Below are 21,372 nucleotides of genomic sequence, written 5' to 3' on the forward strand. Positions count from 1 at the left end.
GGTACCCTTGGGAAATAAGACAACTAAGGAGGTAATATCAAATAAATGAGTTAACTTAACGACTGATACTTTTGGTCCAACATATGGGGAGTATTATAGTTTTTCCGAAAATGCCGCAAGCACCCGGTTCTGAACTGTAAGCTTGCATCTAAAAACCTGACAGGCCGGGTTCGGAAGTACTCCCCCCCACTTCGGAAGTACCCTTTGTCGATTTCCGAACCGGAAAATTTCGGCCAAAATGTCGGAAACTTTTAAATTGAAGCAAATCGCCCCGGTTTTTAGGCAGTAAATGGAGCATTTTGGATGCAATTGCCGGGTTCCGAACTGCGGCGTTCGGGTTTTGAACCGCAACGTTCGCGTTCCGAACCCGAACGGTGTCAGGTTGAGGTACCCCCTCCCAGGTTAGAAGCCGGGGGGAGTAACTGGGAAGTGGGTGGGGGTACTTCGGAAGTACCCTTTGGGACGCAATAGATCCCTTTCGGGACTTAAAATGGTTGTATTCCAGGGGATGGGTGGCGAGGGGTACCGATTTTGGCTAAAGCCGGGGTTTTTTCATTTCCATTTTAGGGAATGGGTTGAAGCCCCATTCCTATTGAGGGATGGTCATTTAGAACCAGGATTCTTTCAATCAATCGCCTACTGCTTTAGCTGTAGGCAAAGAAATGATGCCTGGTACCGGGGCCTTATTTTTATTGTCAAAAAACGGAACAAACCGTATTTCCATCGACATAATTCTGTGTTTTGTTATAAATACACAGAATAATTATATCAAATGGATTTTTTTTCGGTTGAAAGGGAGGTGTTGGTGAAATAATCCCTATATTGTTTGTATTGTTCGACAACCGGAACGACTCGGAATCGAGAGTCGATAACAACTACAGCCGTAAGAAACCGCCGTGTTTCTTGCCCGGGTAGGCAACACCGTTCTGCCGATGCATGACAGCAACGCATGGGCAGCAGGCTATTTTTAAACCAACCAGCAAACGACAGCCACATGAAGCTTGGCACCGGTGGCACGGTATTTCCAACTACCAGGCCTTAGCCTCGCCGGCGCACCGCCTTGCAGGTAAACCAACTTGCCAGTCAGACACAGGGTGACTTCCTATTCCATGCGCGAAACCCGGTTGGGTTTCCTGATCATCAATCATTTTTACATACTTAAACCTAAAACAATGAGCAAATTACTAGAGAATTACGACGACTTTAATACCCCCATAGCGGAGTTATTAGAGGGTCACGATGCAAGCATCTTAACGGATGCAGCCAAAAATCTATTGGAAGGGGACCTGGTAGCCCTTGCCTGGAAAAACCACACCCCCCGCACCGAAAAGTTGGGCGTACGGGACCTGCAGTCCATCGAGGAGGCATTTTCCAACCATAGCCTTTTCGGAAGTTCCAAGGCCCCGGTGGTGGGTGCCAGCTGCTGCTGTACCTGTACCCCCGCCTGCTGTTGCACGGCGGCGGCAGTGATCAAAGCAGCCTGACCGAATTCTTTGTCTTGAAAGTGGGGAGGTTTCCCCACTTTCTTTTCGTATGATCTATTAATTCACGTATTATGGAAAATAAATTAAAGGCGCTTCCTTTTCAGGTGATTGAATTGGACGATCGGGTGGTCCTGAAGCGCGGCCTGTCCTCCATGGCGATCCCGGACAAAAGTGCACTGCTCATCGTCAAGGTTATCCAAAAAGCCTTGCTTCAGCGTCCGCTGACGGTGGACGAACTGGCGGGCTTGTTTACCGGTTCGCTACGCAACCTGATAACCAACTTCATTCAACACCTCATTGCCAAAAAATTCCTTGTACCTCTTGAGGAGGAAGGTCCCCACCCGATCCCCGAAACGGAAAGCCAGCAGGATGTCTTCTATTGGCATTTCAACGCCCAACAATCTCAGGTTGCGGCAGCATTGAATGAAAAGCCCTGGGCTTTTGTGGGTGTCAACCAGCTAACCAAGCAGGTACTCCGTTCCCTTTTTCGGGACGGGAAGCATGACGTTTGGGTCGTAGACGATCCTTCGCTTCGAAATGTTACCTTTTTTGACGACAGCCAGCGAATCGTGGATGATTTTTGGCAGGACGGGCGCATCCGCATGGTGCCGGAAGCGCAGTTTATGCAAAACAGTCAGGAAGTGGGCTTCCTTATCGCCTCTTCCGAATTTGGAAGTTTTTATTTGCTGGAATCCTGGAACGCCTTTGCGGTAAAGCAGGACATTCCCTTTTATCCACTCCTGTTGCAAAACATGGTGGGCTATGCCGGTCCTCTGGTAATCAAGGACGAGGGACCTTGCCTGGAATGCCTGAAATTGCGGCAAAACTCGGCCAGTTCGGATTTTGCGGAGAAACGCCTGACGGAGAAATTTGCCTTTGAGGGGCAATCCGTTGCGGCTTACCACCATTCCATGGTTACCGTCCTGGCGGAAGTGGGCGCATTTGATCTAGTCAAATTCAAATCCAATATTCAGTGGGATTTGGGCACGCTCTGTGAAGTCGATCTTCTGGCCGGTTCTATGAACAAGCGAAAGCTGGTAAAAGCGCCTCGCTGCGCGGTCTGCAGCCCCATGACCGAAATGCCGCTGATCAACATTCACCGGCAATTGACCTCTGCGGAGTCCTGGAAAGATATTGAACAAACCGTGGGCTACGATGAATGAGTTGCTTAGCCCTATCCGCCGCCTAACGGATACCTTGCCTTTCCTTCTGGACCCCAAAGTCGGTATCGTTACCGGTGTCAGCGAGCATCCCCTGGAGGTGGATTCTCCTCGTTTTTTCCGTTTCAACGGTTCGGCAGCCAATACGGAGGCCTTTGGCGAGTACCGCAACTTCGCTATTGGGGGAGGAGCGGCTACCACCCGGGAATTGGCCCTGGCCAAAACTGTAGGAGAATGTGTGGAGCGCTATTGCGCAGCTATTTACGACAAGCAGCAGTTTCCCTTGTGTTCCTACAAGGAGGCGCCGTTTGCCTGCATGCATCCGGGGAGATTTGCCCTGTACCGCGCCGATCAATACAGTCACCCGGAATTTGATTTTGACGAATTTACCGAGGACGCGCCGGTGCGTTGGGTGCGGGCAGCAAATCTGGCAACTGGAGCACAGGAGGCGGTTCCGGCTTCCATGGTGTTTGTTCCCTATTTTTTCTACGAAAATGGGGACGAAACCCCCATCGTGCAGCCGATTTCCTCCGGATTGTCCTGTCATTGTTCCTTTGAGGAGGCGGTAGTGGGCGGTATTTGTGAGGTGATCGAACGGGACAATTTTATGATCACCTGGCAAGCCAAACTTTCCCGGCGAAAAATCCGGAAACAGAGCCTGAGCGCTAAAAACAGGGACTTGATCCGGCGTTTTGAGGAGGTGGGGTACGACATCCACCTGATGGATATTTCCAACGAAACGACGATCACGGGAATACTGGCGGTAGCTACCCACACGAAAACCGACTTTGTACCGCTGGTAGTGGCCGCCTCGGTAGCCCTTTCTCCGGAAGAGGCGGTTAAAAAGGCGCTGGAAGAGCTGGCACATACGGAGCGGTACGCCTATCAGATCAAAAATGAGTTGCCCCGGCTAGCGCCGCATCCGGAGTATGACAACGTGCTCGGACAGGTACATCACGTGAATTTTTGGGTAAACCCCGGCGTAAGCGAGCATGCGGCTTTTCTGTACGGGTCGGAGGAGACAATGGATTTTGCGGACTTGGTGGATCATTCGCAGGAAACCGCGGCAGAAGAAATGAACAGGCTGGTATCCCTGATAAAAAACTCCGGGTACGAGGTTCTGGTGACTGACATCACCTCGTCGGATATCCGCAGTTTGGGTATGACGGTGATTCGGGCGATTATCCCCGGCTATCATCCGCTCTTTATGGGCTACCACAAGCGCCCCCTGGGTAGCGAACGCCTGTGGACGATTCCTCAGAAATTGGGTTTTGAGGGGTTGGTACCGGGAGGTAACGATTACCCCTTTCCCCACCCTTTTCCCTAGTCGGTAATTACTAAAAAAAGACACGCATTTATGCTACATTCATTGTGGAAAGAAGCCGAACTCAGCAGCGAATCGGCCACCCCTTCTTGGGAAATATTTCATGAAAATTCCAAAACCGGGCATTACGACGGGGCCCTGACCAACGATCAGGTCGTGGCCGAAATGGATAATTTGTACGACGTGTTTCCGTACAAGCAGTTTCCTACCATTCCATTGCCTGAAACCCTGGCCCCCATCAACCGCTCCTTTATGGAAACCATCACGAATCGGGTTACGCCGAAGGAAATTCGGCCAACCACCCTAACGATGGAGGAGCTGCGCACCATTTTGTATTGCGGCTATGGCGTCACCCGGGACAATTCGGATAACGAATACATTACCCGTCCCTTTCGGACCGTTCCCTCGGGCGGAGCCCTTTACCCGCTGGAATTGTATTTCTATACCAACCAACGGGTTACCTCCTTGGCGGCTGGTTTGTACCACTATTCTCCGGTAGAAAACGCCATTCAATGTATCCGAGAAGGGAATTTCGATGAGGAAATTGCCAATACACTGGTGAGTTTTCAGACCCATCTGGCATTCGATACTTCCCTGATCTTGTTTATTACGGCGGCGTTCAATCGGTCTACCTTTAAGTACAAGGAAAAAGGCTACCGCTTTGCGCTTTTTGAAGCGGGTCATGTGGCGCAGAACATCAATCTGGCTGCTACTGCCCTGGAACTGGGCGTCATCAATATCGGCGGGTACCACGATCGCCTCGTGGATCGCTTTTTGAAAATCGATGGGTTGAATCATGCAACGGTTTATTTGAATGGAATTTGCAAAGGAAATTGAACGCGTGCTGCCGAACATCACCCGAAGCGATGAACCAGTCCGGATCAGCGGGTTTCATTTTGAAAGCTGGGATCGCTTGCAGCAGCAGCTAGGAGTTGACCGCCTGGACGAAAGTTGCCTCTTCTCGGATATTTCCATGGGCGCCTGGAAGGGACACTGGATCCTGCACGAATTGTGCCTGCAATTGGGTATCGATGCCTATTCGTACGTGCAGCCACTGATTGGCATGGAAAAAGAAGGAGAGGAGTATGCCAGCGTGATCAATCGACTGATCGATAATGAAAGTATAGGGGATCAAAATTTTCTCATCGCCTACGAAAGCTGTAAACGGATTTTAGCCGAAATCCAGGCAAAGGAAATCGCCTGGGTGCTGATCGTTCCTCCGGCGCTGGGTCATTCCTGGGAGCCGGAAAACGAGATCCTTCTCCGACTGCTTTCCCAGGGCCTGCATGGCACTTCCTGCCAGCTGGGTTTGTTGACCTTTGCCGGCGCGGTTGTCCCGGGAGATTGGCAGGTCAGCCATGCGTACCCATTGGGGGATTACCTGCCATCCGCGGGTTCGTTTCCGGTCGCAGGACTGCTGGATGCGGGGTTGCTGCCGCTATTACAGGACCGGATTCCGGCCTCCAGCTTGCGACTAGCCGGAGGACAGCTATTGATCCCGCCTTCCGCCAGGGGCAAGGAATGGACCGATCCGTCCTTTTTTGCCAATGCACTTCGGGAGCAGGGTGGTGCCGCCCATTTGCGGGTGGTTTTTGAACTTCAGCAGCTAACTAGCGCTAGCGACATTTCCTTTCTGCAATGGGAGGCTTCGCGCCGATTTTCCGAAGGTGGTTACGGCATCGCCCTGCGAATCCTGGAATCCATTCGGGCGGAGATGCGGGACGCGCTGAAATTGGCCGGAGTTGTATCCCAGATCCAAAACATCCGAATCGCGCTGATGTACTTTTCTGCAGCTGCTGAAGAAGCCGCTCCCAACGAAGATTTGCCGGAGGATTACAAAGCCTCCCTGTATCAAAGCAAGGCCTGGGGATTGGTCATGACCAACCGCGCGCAGGAAGCCGAACCCTTTTTCGAAAAGGCGAGAAGCTACCTTTCCAAAGAGCGGTTTCCACGGGTTTACCTGTACCTGTTGAACATTTCTGCCTTGAACAAACTGAAGACCGGTGAGTTGGAGCAGGCCTTTGCCTTTGAAAAGGAAATCGAAGCAACGCTGGCGGAGCAAAAGGCCGTAGATTGGCACATTCGCTACATCAATTCCATCAACCTGGCACGGCTGTACAAGAAAACCGGGGCCTATGACCTGGCCCGAACCTACTACCTCACAGCCTTTGAAGTAAATAATAGCCTGAAGGTGGAAAGCGATTTGTTGTATGCCAATTTGTGTTTCGCGCAGCTAGAGGAAAGACAGGAAAACCACAAAACAGCCTTTATTTTCTGGCTGCGAACCTGCCTGCATTGGTTGAGCAACGAGGCTCCCGAAGCCCTGGCACCCCGTGTCGCCCAGGCCGTCCTGGCACGGGTATTATCCGACAGGGGAGGTTCCGTTGAAGCCATTTCCGCACAGCTAAAGCAGGCCTTGCTTGCCAGCGCTCAGAGAATGCATATACGAATTGAACCCTGGGAAGGGGAAAACTACCCTTCCTTTTGCAGGATTGAGCGGGCGGAAGAACCTCCCGACATCGCCCTCGGTACGGCAGGCATTGGGGTGATGGCCTCGTCAAACGCCGGGCAAAGCGTTTACGAGGGAGTGCACTACCGCTCCCTACAGGCGCTTTGCTACCGCGTCTTGTGCAGCCTGTTGCCCGATTTGGTTGGCTATCGGTCGATTTACACCGATTCCCAGTTTGGCAATGAGCTGCCGGTAAACGCCAAGGAGCTGATCGCTTCGTGCATCCGGCATCGTGTGGGCAAAGTGGTTTTTGCAGAAAAGAAGTATTCCTTTTCGGAGAGCGAGCAGATGCGTTTTTTGATGAGCTCCAAGGTAGCGATCTGCCCCGCCATTGCCTCGGTGGATCGGCAAAAGGATCAGATCCGGGTGTATTTTAAGCGGTACAGAACACCCGAACTCTTGTCGGGCCTGGAAAAGTGGGTGTTGGAAAACGTCCATCGGTACGCCGACGTGCGGCAACTTCATGTGGCAGGAAACGGCGAAGACCGACTTTTTTCGGTATTGCGGCGACTGGAGGAAAAACGTTTGATTACCATTTATTTGTAGCCATGGCAGCTATCCGGCTGGATTTTGACATGGAGCTACAGCGCGAGTCCCGCTTGTGTTGGGCCGCTGTATCCGTGGCGATCGCCCGCTACTACGAGCAACCGGCCGTGCCGGAGCAGATCGCTTTTGCAAAAAACGTGTGGGGAAGGCGCTACAACCGGTTTTTTGAACCGGATAAATCCCTGGCCATATTGGGGAATCTTGGGGATAAATTGGATCGGGCGTTGCGCCCGCAGGAAATTCGAATGGAGTTGGCTCAGGCCCGACCGATCGTTGCCTGCATGAAGCACTTTGTGGGCTGGCACCTGGTGGTAATCTATGGAATCGATGAGGCCGGCATGCTGTCCGTTGCGGATTCTCAGGTAGGAAGTAGCCAGTGCATGTTGCCGGTATTTACCAACGAATACCGGCTGTATCACAGCTGGACCCATACCTACAAAACCAAAAAAAACGGTTAAGAAGGGGAGAACCCCTGGTCGTGGACGCGTTGCTACCCTCTTGGCGCGCGCCATTGTTTTTTGTCGGGTGCCGCCAGCGAAACCGCTACAGCAATTTTCGGAACGATCTTTGTATTTTCTATTGCTGACACATTACCTGGATTTTTGTTTTTCTTGTGACCGGGTTGTTCTCCACAAGGAAGTAAAAATGAGTGGTAGCAACGCATCAGGGTTGTCATACATCTTTTGTAATTAAGAGCAACGACACCCCCGGGAGTCGAAACCAGACTGCTGTTTTTTATACCTTACAAACCAACAACGTAAACTATGAATAAGACCATTCTTTTAAACCAACGTCCGCAAGGAAAACCAACACTTGCCGATTTTAAGACGATCACCGAGGAAGTGCCTGCACCACAGGAGGGGGAGGTGCTCCTGAAAACGGTTTACGTATCCGTGGACCCCTACCTGCGTGGCCGGATGAACGATGCCCGGTCCTACGTACCCCCGTTTCAATTGAACGAACCCATCCGTTCAGGAATCATTGCCGAAGTGGTGGAAAGCAAGCATGCCAATTACCAAACGGGCGATTTTGTTTCCGGTACCTTGGCATGGAAGGAATACCAAACGTCTTCCGGTAAAGGACTGCAGCCAGTAGATCCATCGGTGGCACCCCTATCCAGTTATTTGGGGGTTTTGGGCTTGACGGGACTGACTGCCTATTTAGGGCTGATGGAAATCGGCAAGCCAACGAAAGGGGAAACCCTGGTGGTTTCCGGAGCAGCCGGTGCTGTTGGAAGCGTGGTGGGCCAGATAGGCAAACTGCTGGGCTGCCGGGTGGTGGGAATCACGGGAAGCGACGAAAAAGTGGCCTTGCTAACGGATACCTTTTCCTTCGATCAGGCGATTAACTACAAGACCGCGGCCGATTTGAAGCAGGCGATCCAAACGGCCTGCCCGGATGGGGTAGATTGCTACTTCGACAACGTGGGCGGGGAAATTTCCGATGCCGTCATGGCACAACTCAATAAATATGCACGCATAGCAGTTTGCGGGGCCATTTCGCTGTACAACGAGACGAAGGTTCCGATGGGGCCTCGCCTGCAGCCCATTATCCTAACCCGGAGCGCTACCATGCGGGGCTTTATTGTCAGCGACTTTGCGGAAAAGTTTCCGTCTGCAAGCAAGCAACTCGCCGCCTGGCTTGGGGAGGGAAAACTAACGGCTACCGAAACCATCGTGGAAGGCTTTGATCGAATTCCACAGGCATTTCTCGATTTATTTGAAGGCAAAAATACGGGGAAAATGATCGTAAAGGTTTAGGTTATCTGCTAAAGGAGCAGGGTATCGGCAGGCAGGCTACCTCCGACGGGGGAATCAGCGATACCTTTGTGCGTTTGGTAAACCAATTACGGTTACCAGGCATGTACATTCTCGCTCGAAAGGCCTGCTTTAGAAGGCGCGTTTTTCGTTTCGCTTTCTGGGTTTTGTAGTGGCTTTGAAACGGTTGCCGACCAGGTAAGGACTCTTCCCTTCTTTTTTTGCTAAAAAGCGCAGGTTGTTGCAGGCAATTTCGCAAAAAAGTCGTTATTTCCCGTATTACTAACATCGGGTATGGTTAAAAAAGTCGGAATGCTCCTGCTGGCTGCTTTCCTTGCGTTCCGCTCGTACGAGTTGGTGAACAGCTTGGTGGTGTCAGGAAACAAGAACCTGTCGGCAGTGCTTTCGCTGCTCGTGTCGTTTTTATTGGTCTTATTTGTTACCGGCATTTTTGCGTTTCCGGGTTTTGTATTTCCAACGAGTCGGATCCTGCCAGCGGCCTATTACCGCATCCGGTATCCGGAGGGATTGAGCCGAATTTCCCGCTGGTTGGGCGTAGATTATTTCCGAAGGTTGCTGCTAGTCGCCTTTTGGGGAAGGGAGAAGCAGCGAAAGAAGTATTTTGACGGCACCAAAAATGGCATTTCGAACCTGGATTACCAAACCAGACAATCCGAATTCGGGCATTTGGCGCCCTTTTTCCTGTTGCTGTTTATTTCGTTTCGCTTATTGATGGAGGGGTATACCGGGGTGTTTATTGGCATCGTCGTATTAAACATCCTGGCAAACGGCTACCCGATTTTGCTGCAGCGGGTACACCGCATTCGGATTCAGGCACTTTATAAGCGAATGGGGTAAAGGCGCGGCATTATCAATTGCCTGTTGCTTGGGGTATGAATTTTGGCCAAAGCCGGGTTTTTTTTATTTCAATAATAGGAATGGGCTAAAGCCGCATTCCTATTGAGGGATGATCATTTAGAACCAGGATTCTTTCAATCAATCGCCTACTGCCTCAGCTAGAACCAATTTCTTGTTTATCCGCGCTAAAACGCAACCAATTTACCAGAAATTGGAACGAAGGGCTTAGCTGTTACCCCTTCGCATTCGCTAGCTTTACCCTGTTCGCCATGGCTCATTTTTGTTTAACCGAAACCATTGAACCACCATGAAAACGCAAAACCCATTACTCTTGATACTGTTTGCCTGCTGGCTGAATGCTTGTTTGGAACCGACACCGGCTGCGATGCCCTACGCTGCTGAGCGGGAAGCGAGCCTTGCCGTGTATGGGGTACACCCAAATTCAGCGAAATGCGGTACCGACGTTATACTTTACGGAGAAAACTTTGAAATGCTCCCTTCCGCGAATTTTGTCACCTTTGATCCCTGGGGCTTGGAACCGCATACCGGCCGCATTGCCAAGGTGACGCACGCTCCACATTCCGGAATGGTCCGGGTTACCATTCCGAAGGATTTGCCAGCGGGGAACTATGCCATCAGCGTGACGGCAAGGGGTCAATCCCAGCGCTGCACTATCCCCTTTACCATAAAGGCTGACGGGTAAATCCATAACCGAACAGCGCTACCTCTATGGACAATACGGTTTCATACCGCCCATTTTAAATTTTGGAAGGACGGTATAATTACAAAATAATAGTATATTACTTTACCGAAAACCCATTCATTCCGTGCTATGAATCGTTCATTCGCTTTCTTTTCAGTCCTCGTCGTATGGCTACTTTCCTGTAGCCCCCATGTGAAGCAAGACCTTCCGGATGCATCTGCGCCCACCGTATCCGAGGTTCGGTTTCAGGCGATGCCAAAGGAGCGATTGGATGCAGCAGTGGTTGTTCCCGCCGGATCCCCTACCGTAATCAAGGCGGGTAAACCCCGGGTAGTACCGAGGTATTCCAATGTTCGTGTTGCCGGGATTCCCAAAAAGGTAAAAGCAGGGGTTCCAGAGAAAAAGGAGCCCGGAAAAAACGGTTTACCGCTTCCCAAAACCATGCCCGCAGCGTTTGTTCCTGCAAAGGCGATAATTCCGGAGGTCGTAAGCGCCGGGGAAGCGTATCAAAAAGACGAAAACTCCCATAATTTCAGCAGTTTTTCGAAGCCACAGGGATTAAAAAGCAACCTAATCACCGGCCTATTGGAGGATCAAAACGGCAACATTTGGTTCGGTACGCAATATGGAGGATTCAGTAAATACGACGGAAAGAATTTTTTTCACTATTTTAAGAAAGACGCGCCAAACCGTGCCATCCGCACCCTTTTGGAGGATGCATCCGGTAATCTCTTGATGGCGACCCAGGGAGAGGGTGTAGTGCGGTTTGATGGGAAACGTTTCTTTCAATTTACAAGCAAGGAAGGGTTAAGCCACGACGATGTCTATACCCTCGTAAAGGATAGTAATGGAAATCTATGGATGGGAACCCTCGGGGGTGGCGTAAGCAAATTTGACGGTACGCATGTAACCACTTACACCGAAAAGGAAGGCCTGGTCTCTAACATAATTACCGGCATACTGGAGGACAAGTCAGGAAATCTCTGGTTTAGCAGTTACGAAGGGGGGATAAGTAAATTTGATGGTACAAGTTTTAGCAATTACACCGAAGCGGAAGGGCTAAGTACCCGGTTGGTTTTGAATGCGCACGAAGATCGACACGGGACTATTTGGTTGGCCACTGAACAAGGAATTAACAAGTTTGACGGTGAAAATTTTTACCATTACACGGAAAAAGAAGGCTTGAGCAGCGACAAAATGTCGGGTATTCTGGAGGATCAAAACGGTAGTCTGTGGTTTGCTACCCGTGGTGGAGGGGTAAACAAGTTTGACGGAAACAAATTTACCCATTTTACGGAGAAGGAAGGCCTGGCTATTAATTACGTTGCCTGCATGCTGGAACAGAAAAACGGCAATCTTTGGTTTGGTACCTCGGGCGGAGGGGTTAGTCGCTATACCAAAGGATTTGAGCAGTTTACCGTTAAGATGGGCTTGGGGAATGATTTTGTAAGCAGCATACTGGAGGATCGGAGCGGCAACCTTTGGTTCGGAACCTTTAGCGGAGGAGTTACCAAATACGATGGGAGCCAATTCGTGCACTATACCACAAGAGAAGGGCTGGTGCATGACATCGTACGCTGCATGGTGGAAGACAAATCGGGAAACCTCTGGTTTGGTACCCTGGGAGGGCTCAGTAAGTTTGATGGGCAGACATTTACCAATTACACCAAGCGGGATGGAATGAACAGTGAGATTGTTTTGAGCATACTGGAAGATCGGGCGGGTGACCTTTGGCTCGGTACGCACGAGGGTGGGGTAAATCGATTTGACGGGGAGAACTTTACCCAGTATACCGATAAGCAGGGCTTGTCCAATAATACGGTGTTGACCCTGATAGAAGATCAGAAAGGGATTATTTGGTTGGGTACCCGAGGGGGATTGAATAGATTCGACGGTGAAAATTTTTCGTACATTCCAAAGGTACCGGGAATGGGGAACGATCACCTATGGATACTGGCCGAAGATAAAATGGGTGATATTTGGATGGGTACGCATGGGGATGGATTACTCAAGTTCGACCAGAATGCCGCAGAAGAAAGCGCGACGATCACGCAATTTTCGATAAATGAGGGATTGAGCGATACGAACGTCACCAGTCTTTTTGTTGGGCGAAAGGGCGATCTGTGGGTGGGCACCAGCAATGGATTAAACCTTTTGGATAGCAGGCACCTATCCCTGCTTGATCAGGGGGGTGCTGACCGGTTGAACGATACGGGTACGCTAGTTACCACCTACACGTACGAAGACGGTTACGCTGGTTTCGGACTCAGCCACGGCAAATCGATTTTTGAAGCTTCGGATGGAACCCTTTGGTTGGGAGGGGATAACTGTCTGGTGGCTTTTCGTCCCGAGGAGTTGACAAAAGACACGACTGCCCCAACCATCCAGCTTACCGGTTTGGGGTTGTTTAACGAACAAGTCGATTGGCACTCCTTTGCTGCACAAGAAAATCCGGTTTGGGAGAAAGCGCCGCAAGAAAAAACACCTGGCTTTAGGGTGGAGTTTGAGGAAAAGGAGCACTCCTGGAAAGCGAAAGATACCAGCCTGGTATTGGGCAACGGTGTACGGCTACACGATTTGGATTTCGACGACTTGAGCAGGTGGTACGGTGTTCCGGAGAACCTAAGCCTACCCTATGATAATAATTTTATCACCTTTCAATTTGTAGGGATCGCAACACAATCCCCTAAAAAAGTCAGGTATCGGTACCAACTTGCGGGAGTGGACAAAAGCTGGAGTGCGCTTACAGGGCGAAGCGAGGTGCCGTATGGCAACTTGCCCCATGGGCAGTACACGTTTAACGTGAAGGCGCTGAGCGGTGAGGGGGTCTGGAGTGAGGTGCTCGCTTATTTTTTTGAAATCCGGCCGCCCTGGTGGCTTACCTGGTGGGCCTATGCCGTATATGGGTTGCTTGGAATTGGATTACTAGTTGGCGGAAGGCAGTACACCGTCAACAGGGAACGGATGAAGCATGCGCTTAAAATCCAAAAACTGGAAACCGAAAAAATGTACGAAGTGGACCAGCTTAAGTCCCGCTTTTTTGCGAATATTTCCCACGAGTTCCGTACGCCGCTCACCCTGATTTTGGGTCCCCTGGAGAAATTTATTTCCCGAACCTCCGCGCAAAACCCCGATAAGACGGTATTTCAGATGATGCAGCGAAATGCCCAGCGGCTGTTGCACCTGATCAATCAGCTGCTGGACTTATCCAAAATTGAAACGGGCAGTATGAAGCTGGAATCGACCCCTCATGACCTGGTCGCTTTTCTGGAGCGGATGGTTCTACCCTTTACTTCCCTTGCAGAAAGAAATCAGATACGGTATCATTTCACCTTTCCTACGGGAAATCCCGTGGTTTACATGGATGCGGATAAACTGGAAAAAATTGTTTCGAACTTGTTGTCCAATGCCTTCAAATTTACGCCCGATCGGGGGGAAATAACGGTAACTTCCCAGCTGGTAAATCATGCAAAAGCTCCCACAGCTGAAACGAATGACGTAGGAAGAGAAGCCAAATGGCTGGAAATAGCGGTTCAAGATTCCGGTGAGGGTATTCCAGAGGATCAATTGGAAATGATTTTTGATCGCTTTTATCAATTGGATACCAGCCATACCCGGGAACAGGAGGGGTCGGGTATTGGTCTTTCGCTGGTCAAGGAACTTGTGTCCATGCATCAGGGAGAAATATCAGTGGCAAGTCAGTTGGGGAAGGGTAGTTGCTTCACTGTGAAGTTACCCCTGTTGGTGGCGGATTTTGGAGAAATGGCCCAATATGGCTCGTTTTTGGCTTCGAGCAAACGACTTCAAAACGGTTCGGACCAGGAAGCGGATGTCCGGATTCCATCACTAAAGCCAAAAAAGGAGGTGGAGGAGAACGAAGCCCCCTTGGTTCTTATCATCGAAGACAATACCGATGTGCGGTTTTTTATCCGTCAACATCTGGAGGCTACCTACCAGGTACTGGAGGCGGGTGATGGGAAAAAGGGATATGCGCTGGCAAAGGAAACCATTCCGGACCTGATTCTCAGTGACGTGATGATGCCAAAAATGGATGGAGTAACGCTTTGTCGAAAGTTGAAGGAGAATGATAAAACAGCCCACGTGCCGCTCATCCTGCTTACAGCCAAGGCAAGTGGCGGAGACAAAATTGAGGGATTAGAGACCGGTGCAGACGACTACCTGATCAAGCCCTTTGACGCAGAAGAGCTCCTGGTCCGGATAAAAAACCTCATTGAGAGCCGTAGACAGCTGAAGGACTATTTTAGTAGAGAGATCGTCTTACAGCCTTCATCGGTGGCAATCACATCGGCCGATGAAAAATTCCTGCAACGTGCGATGCAGGTCATTGAAGAAAACATGACGGATCCTTCGTTTGGCGTGGAAGTTTTTTGCCGGGAAGTAGGGATGAGTCGGACGCAGCTGTTTCGAAAACTAAAGGCCATGACCCATTATCCTCCCGGAGATTTTATTCGCCTGATGCGGCTAAAAAAGGCGGCCGAACTACTCCGGAAGGGAGCCGGAAATATCGGAGAGGTGGCGTTTTTGGTAGGCTTTCAGGATCCATCTTACTTTACCAAATCGTTCCACAAGCAATTCGGAAAAACGCCTTCTGAATTTATCAATTCTGCCAGGAAAGAAACGAACGGACAGGTTTAACACCCGAATGCCTTGCTGTCGAAGTCGGAAGGGGTATCGTATTAGCTAATGCCCTGGAAATAGTTGGGGAAATTCGTAGAACTAAGGATCGTTCCGGTATTGGGTCAAATCAATCTTTTTTCAAAGACCTTTTTTACCGGTTGCGCTGAAATAGCCTTTGCATCCAAAAAAACACCTACATTTTTTTGATTGGCTTTAGCCAAATCGTTTATGCATACCCCCTTTCCAATCCAGCTATCAGCCATAATTTGGGTGGTAATCCAGGGGATAGGTGGCGAGGGGTACCGATTTTGGCTAAAGCCGGGGTTTCTCTCTTCCAATAATAGGAATGGGTTGAAGCCGCATTCCTATTGAGGGATGATCATTTAGAAGCAGGATTCTTTCATCAATCGCCTACTGCTTCAGCTGTAGGCAAAAAAAAAGCCCCTCATCTATCGATCAAAGGCTTTTTTTCCGTTAATTTGCTCAAAATTTACGGCAATAGTTTGCTTCGAAAAACCATCAGTTTCTCCCGGCTCATTTCGTGCATGGAGTAGGGGATACCGCCCATTCCCTCTCCGGAGGCGTCCCTGCCTCCAAAAGGCATCCAGTCTACCCGGAAGGCGGTATGGTCATTTACCATCACTGCGGTCGCATTGAGCCGTTGTACGGTGTCCAGTGCCAGGTCAATGTTTTTGGTAAAGACAGCGGCCTGGAAATGATAGTCCAGGCTATTTGCCTGTTGGATGGCAGCTTCCCGGTCGGTATAGCTGTACACACACACCACCGGACCGAAAATTTCCTCCCGGGATACACGGGCGTCAATTGGCGGATTAAACAAGACGGTGGGTTCAAAACAGGTATCGCCAATGCGCTTGCCGCCACAAAGCAGTCGGGCACCTCCATCTACCGCTTCTTGCACCCATTCTTCCACCCGGTCCACCTCTCCGGTGCGGATCAGCGGGCCTACCTCGGTCGCCTCCTCCAAGGGGTCGCCTACCTTCAGTTTTTTGGCCGCCTCGGCCATGTCCTCCGCCAGTTTTTCGGCAATTTCGGCTGCTGCAAACACTTTCTGCACCGAAACACAGACCTGACCGGCGTGGTAAAATCCACCCTTTACCAGTAAGGGCAACATGTCTTCCAAATCTGCATCGGATGCCACGATCACCGGAGCCGCTCCCCCGTGCTCCAGGGCACAGCGGGTGCCAGGGGCCAGTTTGGACTTTAGGTACCAGCCGATTTTTGCAGAACCAATAAACGACAGGTAATTGATGCGCTTGTCGGTGGCCAGTTTTTCGGCCAATTCATTGGAGCAAAGAATGGGTTGCACCCAGCCCTCCGGAACGCCCGCTTCTTTCAGAATATCCACCAGGGCCAGGCAGCTGAATGGGGTATTGCTGGCTGGCTTGACGATCACTGGGCATCCAGCCGCAAAAGCCGTAACCGTCTGGTGAACAATCAAATTCAGGGGATGATTAAAGGCAGAGAGGGAGGCCACCACACCAATCGGTTCTCGCATGGTAAAGGCCAGCCGATTGACCGAGGATTCGGTAATTCCCATCGGGATTTGCGTTCCCTTCATCTGAGAGATCTCCTCAGCGGCGATTTTGACCCCATTGATCGCCCGAAGCACTTCCACTTTGGAATCCGCGTACGGTTTACCGCCCTCGCGAGCTGCCGTCCGGGTCAATTCTTCTACACGGCTTTCCATAAGTTCACGCGTTTTCTCCAGGATGGCGATTCGCCGATGGGCGGGAATCCAGGCTTTTCGGTCGAGAAACAAGGCATAGGCTTTTTCCAGCGCTTTTTCCAGTTCGTTTTCGTTGATTAGCGGTAGTGTATCGATCAGTTGTCGGTCGTAGGGAGCATATACCTTTAGTTGGTCACTCATAATTTCGCTGTTTTTTCTTTTAGTAATACATTTAAAATGGGGTGATTCAGGGAATAATCAACCTGCAAATCGATCAGGTGCACCCCTGGGCTGTGCAGGGTTTTATCCAGTACCTGCTGCAATTCCTGATCACTCTCTGGACGGTACCCATGGGCACCGTAACTTTGTGCATACTGAACAAAATCCGGATTCTTGAAATCCAGGCCAAAATCTTTGAATCCCATGTCTTCCTGCTTCCATTTGATCATCCCGTAGGACTGATCATTCAGGACGATCACTACCAGGTTGAGTCCCAGGCGAACGGCAGTCTCCAGTTCCTGGGAATTCATCATAAAGCCACCGTCTCCACACACGGCTACCACTTTCTTGTCTGGGTAAAGCAGGTTTACAGTCATGGCCGAGGGCAATCCGGCACCCATGGAGGCCAGCGCATTGTCCAGCAAAAGGGTCTTGGGCTGGTAGCAGGTGTAGTTACGGGCAAACCAGATTTTGTACACCCCATTGTCCAGGGTGATAACGTCCTTGTCACCGAGTTTTTTGCGCAGGAGGTTTACCAGTCGTTGGGGTAGGGTAGGAAAACGCTCGTCTTCAAAATACTTGCTCAAATGGCCGGCTACTTCTGCTTTTACTTTTTGGTAGAAGGAAAAATCCCAGTTGCTGGTTTTGGTAATTTTTTCGGTCAGTTTTTGCACGGCAGTGGTAATGTCACCCACCACATTAAGTTGGGGGAAATACACCGGATCCACTTCCGCCGGGGCAAAGTTGACGTGGATAACCTTTTTACCACCTTTCTTCATAAAAAACGGTGGCTTTTCGATCACATCGTGGCCGACGTTGATGATCAGGTCCGATTCGTCCAATGCGGCATGCAGGAAATCGTTGCTGGAAAGAGCGGCAGTGCCCAGGTATTGGGGATGGCGTTCGTCGATGACCCCTTTGCCCATTTGGGTTGTGAAGAAGTAAATGCCACTTTCGTTTACAAAATCAGCCAGGGCATCGCAGGTTACTTTCCGGTTGGCCCCGGCGCCGATCAGCAACAAGGGCATTTTGGCTTGTTTGATCAGGTCCACGGCCGCTTCGATCGCCGCATCGTCCGGCTTGGGAATGATATGCCCGACCACCTCGAATACGGTGTCTTCCGTTTCTTCCTGGGCAATGTCTTCGGGTAATTCCAGGTGCACGGCACCGGGTCTTTCCTCGGTAGCCAGCCGAAAGGCCTCCCGAATATTGGAAGCTATGACACTACCATTGACAATTTGTTTCGTGTATTTGGTGATGGGACGCATCATGTCCACCACATCGATGATCTGGAATCGAGCCTGTTTACTTTTCTTGATGGGTTTTTGTCCGGTGATCATCAGCATGGGCATGGCACCAAGTTGGGCATAGGCGGCAGGAGTTACCAGGTTGGTCGCTCCGGGACCCAGGGTAGCCAGGCAAACGCCCGGCTTGCCGGTCAGTCTTCCGTAGGTGGCCGCCATAAACCCCGCGCCCTGCTCGTGCCGGGTAAGGATCAGGCGAATGGAAGATTTGCTGAGTGATTCAAGCAGGTCCAGGTTTTCCTCTCCCGGTACGCCAAAAATGTATTCCACCCCTTCTTTTTCCAGGGCTTTTACAAATAAATCGGATGCTTTCATAGGGTTTCGTTAAAGAGAAGTATAAACTTAAAAAAATAAAGGCACTTATAATAGTTTACCGGGATGGGATACGGGAATGCCTGTATCAAGGTAGCTCAAATGGATCGAATTGGGACAATGCCGGCGAAAGATCGACAGGGGAGAAATTTTCTTAACGGTTTCATCACATACTCAGGCAGAAAATTGAAAAAAAATCAGATATCTTGCGAATTGGATTAGCTGAAAGGTAACACAAACGTATAGGCAAAACGCTACCGATGAAAAAAGGCAGGCTGATAGCATTCAATGGACCGGGAACTAACCTGGAAATCCGAAGCGAAACGCTTGGAGAACTGGACCCGGCATCGGTGCTGGTAAAAAATCTGGTTACAACGATCTGTGGGAGTGATCTGCATACCTTTACCGGTGTTCGAAAAGAACCCTGCCCGGTGGTATTGGGGCACGAGATTGTGGGTACCATCGTAGAAATTGGGTCGCGACACAGCGGTCGGGACTATTCCGGCGAAAAGCTGGAGCCGGGCGACTTGGTCACCTGGACCATTTTTTCCAGCGATCCTTCATCCCAACTGGCCAAGGAAGGAATTCCCCAAAAAGGCGCCGATTTGTTTAAATATGGACATGCCCAACTTACCGAAAAGGAGCAGTTTCATGGAGGCCTGTCCGAATTTTGCGTCCTTAAGCCCGGAACAGGAATTTTGAAACTGCCGAACGAACTACCCCTGGAATTGGCAGCGACGGTCAATTGCGCTGTTTCGACGGCGGCCGGCGCCGTTCGCCTGTCGGGCAACCCGAAGGGCAAGCGGGTCCTGATCTTTGGGGCAGGAATGCTGGGCATTACCTGTGCTGCCATGTGCCGGGATGCGGGTGCAAAATGGGTGGGGATGGTAGATGTGTCTTCGGAACGGCTAAACAGAGCCCTGAAATTTGGTGTGGATGCTATTTTTGAAAGCGGGAATAGTTCCGTCGCCTTGCTCGCCGAATTAGCGAAAGCCAGTTCCGGAAAGGGGATGGATCGGGTATTTGATATGAGCGGGGCACCGGAGGCCATGGAAGTAGGGTTAGGTGCCCTGGGTATCGGGGGAGTCGCCGTTTGGGTGGGGGCTGTTTTTGCTACCAGAAACGTGCAGGTAAACCCGGAAAACCTGATCCGAAAACTGATCACCATTCGCGGCCTTCACAATTACAATTACGAAGATTTTGTCCATGGCCTGGATTTTATGCGCAGGAACTGGCAGCGGTTTCCCTTTGTATCCGTGGTGGAAAAAACATTTGATTTCGAGCAGGCTGAAGAGGCATTTGCCTATGCCCTGGCACATAAACCCCTGCGGGTAGCCATCCGCATCCATCCAACAACCTAAGTGGCAGCTGTAACGAATTTTCGAAGGGATCAATGGACCATGTTGCTCGCAACCATGTTCTGCTACCTGTTTTTTTATACAGGAAGGCATAATTTTGGCTGGGCAGCAACGGAAATGGCAACAGACCTGGGGATTTCCTATGCGATGATTGGCTGGATTAGCGCTGCCATGCTTTTTGGCTATGCCTTCGGTCAGTTTGTCAACGGCAACCTCGCCGACCGGTTTAGCCCGCGGAACATGATCGTTTTGGGAGCACTTCTCTCTGTTGGGGCAAATGTAGCCATCAGTTTTGGTACGACCTATACCTACATTCTCGTGTTATGGGCGTTGAACGGCTATTTTCAGTCCATGGCCTGGGCACCCGGGAGTCGGCTGATTTCCAACTGGTGGGAGCGGGAGGAGCGGGGGAAAGCCTTTGGATTTTACACCATGGCTGCGGGAAGTTCGTCGGTGGTGACGTTTTTACTATCGATTTTGATTCTTCAGAATGGGATCCCCTGGCCTTATCTGTTTCGACTACCGGTGCTGTTCCTTTTATTTGCCGCCATCGTGTTTTTTCTGGTGGCCCGCAGCAAGCCCTCCCAAAAAGGCTACCCGGATTTGTATCCGGACTTACCGAATCAGCCGACCATTTCCTGGATGGAGCGGTACCGGGTGGTGCTGAAAAACAAACGTTTTCTGCTTACTTCCTTATCCCTGGGCTTCGAAAGTATGGCTCGGTATGGATTGCTGGTTTGGGTGCCGGTACATTTTCTTGGTACAGTTTCCGCCGATGGGGAAGAAAGCCTTTGGGGAAGTTTGTTGTTACCCATCGGTATGGCCTTGGGTGCCTTTTCCTTCGGAATCTTGTCGGACAAGGTTTTTTATGGCAACCGGGTCCGATCGATTGGTATGGGGATGCTGCTGGCAGCCGGTACCATGCTGGCGATCTATTTGACACCACCCGAAAACTGGCAGCTGGGTGCAGTGTGGATGTTTCTGGCTGGATTTTTTGTATACGGGCCGCAAGCCAACTTCTGGCCGCTAAGTCCGGAGATATTGGGTGAAAAATTCGTTGGAACGGGCGTGGGAATCATGAATACCAGCGCTTACCTTTTTGCCGCGATGGGGGAACCGATACTGGGTAAAATCATCGATAGCTCTGGTAGCAGCACGCCGGTCTTTCTGGCGCTGGCTGTTATTTGTTTTCTTTCCGCAGGAACCATTCAACTTAGCAGCTACGCGGCCAAGCCCGTTGTCCACTCGGAAATCACTTAAGTGCCCATTTTTAGCTTAGTAGTCAGAATTACCGCGTACCGGGGTCTCGACGACTTCCGGCAGATCCCAGTTCGGTTGTAAGACCTACCCCTGATGGCACTTCCTAGCTCAAATTCCGAAAAACGTGCTCTATTAAGCAGATAAGGCCATTGTGGTTGCTACAAAAACAGTTTTACCCCAATTATTCAAAGTGAGGTGAAAAATCAATAAGGATTGCCCGTTCACAGTCCAATTAGGCTAAATTCGTAACAAC

At 50.6% G+C, this 21,372-nt stretch carries 15 protein-coding genes; 12 read left to right on the plus strand and 3 right to left on the minus strand.

The features are described 5' to 3' along the window. Nucleotides 1-1,172: 1,172 nt before the first annotated feature. The 6 genes from GCU44_RS22100 to GCU44_RS22125 all read left to right on the plus strand — a co-directional run bounded on the left by GCU44_RS22100 (nt 1,173) and on the right by GCU44_RS22125 (nt 7,481). Nucleotides 1,173-1,484 carry a hypothetical protein gene (locus tag GCU44_RS22100; protein ID WP_154859572.1) on the plus strand — a complete coding sequence of 104 codons (312 nt, stop codon included), beginning with the start codon at nt 1,173-1,175 and terminating at the stop codon, nt 1,482-1,484. A gap of 71 nt (nt 1,485-1,555) precedes the next feature. Next, complete coding sequence (locus GCU44_RS22105; protein ID WP_154859573.1) at nt 1,556-2,647, plus strand: hypothetical protein; 1,092 nt, start codon at nt 1,556-1,558, stop codon at nt 2,645-2,647. Then, nucleotides 2,640-3,971, plus strand: coding sequence for a YcaO-like family protein (locus tag GCU44_RS22110; protein WP_154859574.1), 1,332 nt, complete (start codon nt 2,640-2,642; stop codon nt 3,969-3,971). Before GCU44_RS22105 ends, GCU44_RS22110 begins: the two co-directional genes overlap by 8 nt. A 30-nt stretch (nt 3,972-4,001) precedes the next feature. Next, nucleotides 4,002-4,805 (plus strand): SagB/ThcOx family dehydrogenase, encoded by an 804-nt coding sequence (locus GCU44_RS22115; RefSeq protein WP_154859575.1) that lies wholly within the window; start codon nt 4,002-4,004, stop codon nt 4,803-4,805. Next, nucleotides 4,783-7,023: a hypothetical protein gene (locus GCU44_RS22120; protein ID WP_154859576.1), complete on the plus strand. Its 2,241-nt coding sequence runs from the start codon at nt 4,783-4,785 to the stop codon at nt 7,021-7,023. Before GCU44_RS22115 ends, GCU44_RS22120 begins: the two co-directional genes overlap by 23 nt. A 2-nt stretch (nt 7,024-7,025) precedes the next feature. Next, complete coding sequence (locus tag GCU44_RS22125) at nt 7,026-7,481, plus strand: papain-like cysteine protease family protein (RefSeq protein WP_154859577.1); 456 nt, start codon at nt 7,026-7,028, stop codon at nt 7,479-7,481. Nucleotides 7,482-7,513: 32 nt separating this feature from the next. Here GCU44_RS22125 and GCU44_RS22130 read toward each other — a convergent pair whose 3' ends face one another. Beyond that, nucleotides 7,514-7,699, minus strand: a complete 186-nt coding sequence (locus GCU44_RS22130) for a hypothetical protein (protein WP_154859578.1) — start codon at nt 7,697-7,699, stop codon at nt 7,514-7,516. A gap of 88 nt (nt 7,700-7,787) precedes the next feature. On the opposite strand from GCU44_RS22130, the gene GCU44_RS22135 reads away from it, so the two are divergent. The 4 genes from GCU44_RS22135 (at nt 7,788) to GCU44_RS22150 (ending at nt 14,997) form a co-directional block, all read left to right on the plus strand. Beyond that, nucleotides 7,788-8,783 (plus strand): NADP-dependent oxidoreductase, encoded by a 996-nt coding sequence (locus GCU44_RS22135; RefSeq protein ID WP_154859579.1) that lies wholly within the window; start codon nt 7,788-7,790, stop codon nt 8,781-8,783. Nucleotides 8,784-9,074: 291 nt separating this feature from the next. Then, complete coding sequence (locus GCU44_RS22140) at nt 9,075-9,638, plus strand: glycosyl-4,4'-diaponeurosporenoate acyltransferase CrtO family protein (RefSeq protein WP_154859580.1); 564 nt, start codon at nt 9,075-9,077, stop codon at nt 9,636-9,638. A 307-nt stretch (nt 9,639-9,945) separates the two neighbouring features. Beyond that, nucleotides 9,946-10,341 carry a hypothetical protein gene (locus tag GCU44_RS22145; protein WP_154859581.1) on the plus strand — a complete coding sequence of 132 codons (396 nt, stop codon included), beginning with the start codon at nt 9,946-9,948 and terminating at the stop codon, nt 10,339-10,341. A gap of 129 nt (nt 10,342-10,470) precedes the next feature. Then, the gene (locus GCU44_RS22150; RefSeq protein ID WP_154859582.1) at nt 10,471-14,997 is read left to right on the plus strand and encodes a two-component regulator propeller domain-containing protein; all 4,527 of its coding nucleotides are present in this window, start codon (nt 10,471-10,473) and stop codon (nt 14,995-14,997) included. Between the two features lie 472 nt (nt 14,998-15,469). Here GCU44_RS22150 and GCU44_RS22155 read toward each other — a convergent pair whose 3' ends face one another. Both GCU44_RS22155 and GCU44_RS22160 read right to left on the minus strand, forming a co-directional pair. After that, nucleotides 15,470-16,867: an aldehyde dehydrogenase family protein gene (locus tag GCU44_RS22155; protein ID WP_154859583.1), complete on the minus strand. Its 1,398-nt coding sequence runs from the start codon at nt 16,865-16,867 to the stop codon at nt 15,470-15,472. Further along, nucleotides 16,864-18,504: an acetolactate synthase large subunit gene (locus GCU44_RS22160; protein WP_154859584.1), complete on the minus strand. Its 1,641-nt coding sequence runs from the start codon at nt 18,502-18,504 to the stop codon at nt 16,864-16,866. The genes GCU44_RS22155 and GCU44_RS22160 overlap by 4 nt, the downstream gene beginning before the upstream one ends. 257 nt (nt 18,505-18,761) lie before the next feature. Between GCU44_RS22160 and GCU44_RS22165 the strand changes: the two genes are divergently transcribed. Both GCU44_RS22165 and GCU44_RS22170 read left to right on the plus strand, forming a co-directional pair. Beyond that, complete coding sequence (locus GCU44_RS22165) at nt 18,762-19,862, plus strand: zinc-binding dehydrogenase (protein WP_154859585.1); 1,101 nt, start codon at nt 18,762-18,764, stop codon at nt 19,860-19,862. After that, nucleotides 19,863-21,119 carry an MFS transporter gene (locus GCU44_RS22170; RefSeq protein ID WP_241685070.1) on the plus strand — a complete coding sequence of 419 codons (1,257 nt, stop codon included), beginning with the start codon at nt 19,863-19,865 and terminating at the stop codon, nt 21,117-21,119. Nucleotides 21,120-21,372 lie beyond the last annotated feature (253 nt).

This window comes from Cyclobacterium xiamenense, from assembly GCF_009467825.1.
Classification (GTDB): domain Bacteria; phylum Bacteroidota; class Bacteroidia; order Cytophagales; family Cyclobacteriaceae; genus Cyclobacterium; species Cyclobacterium xiamenense.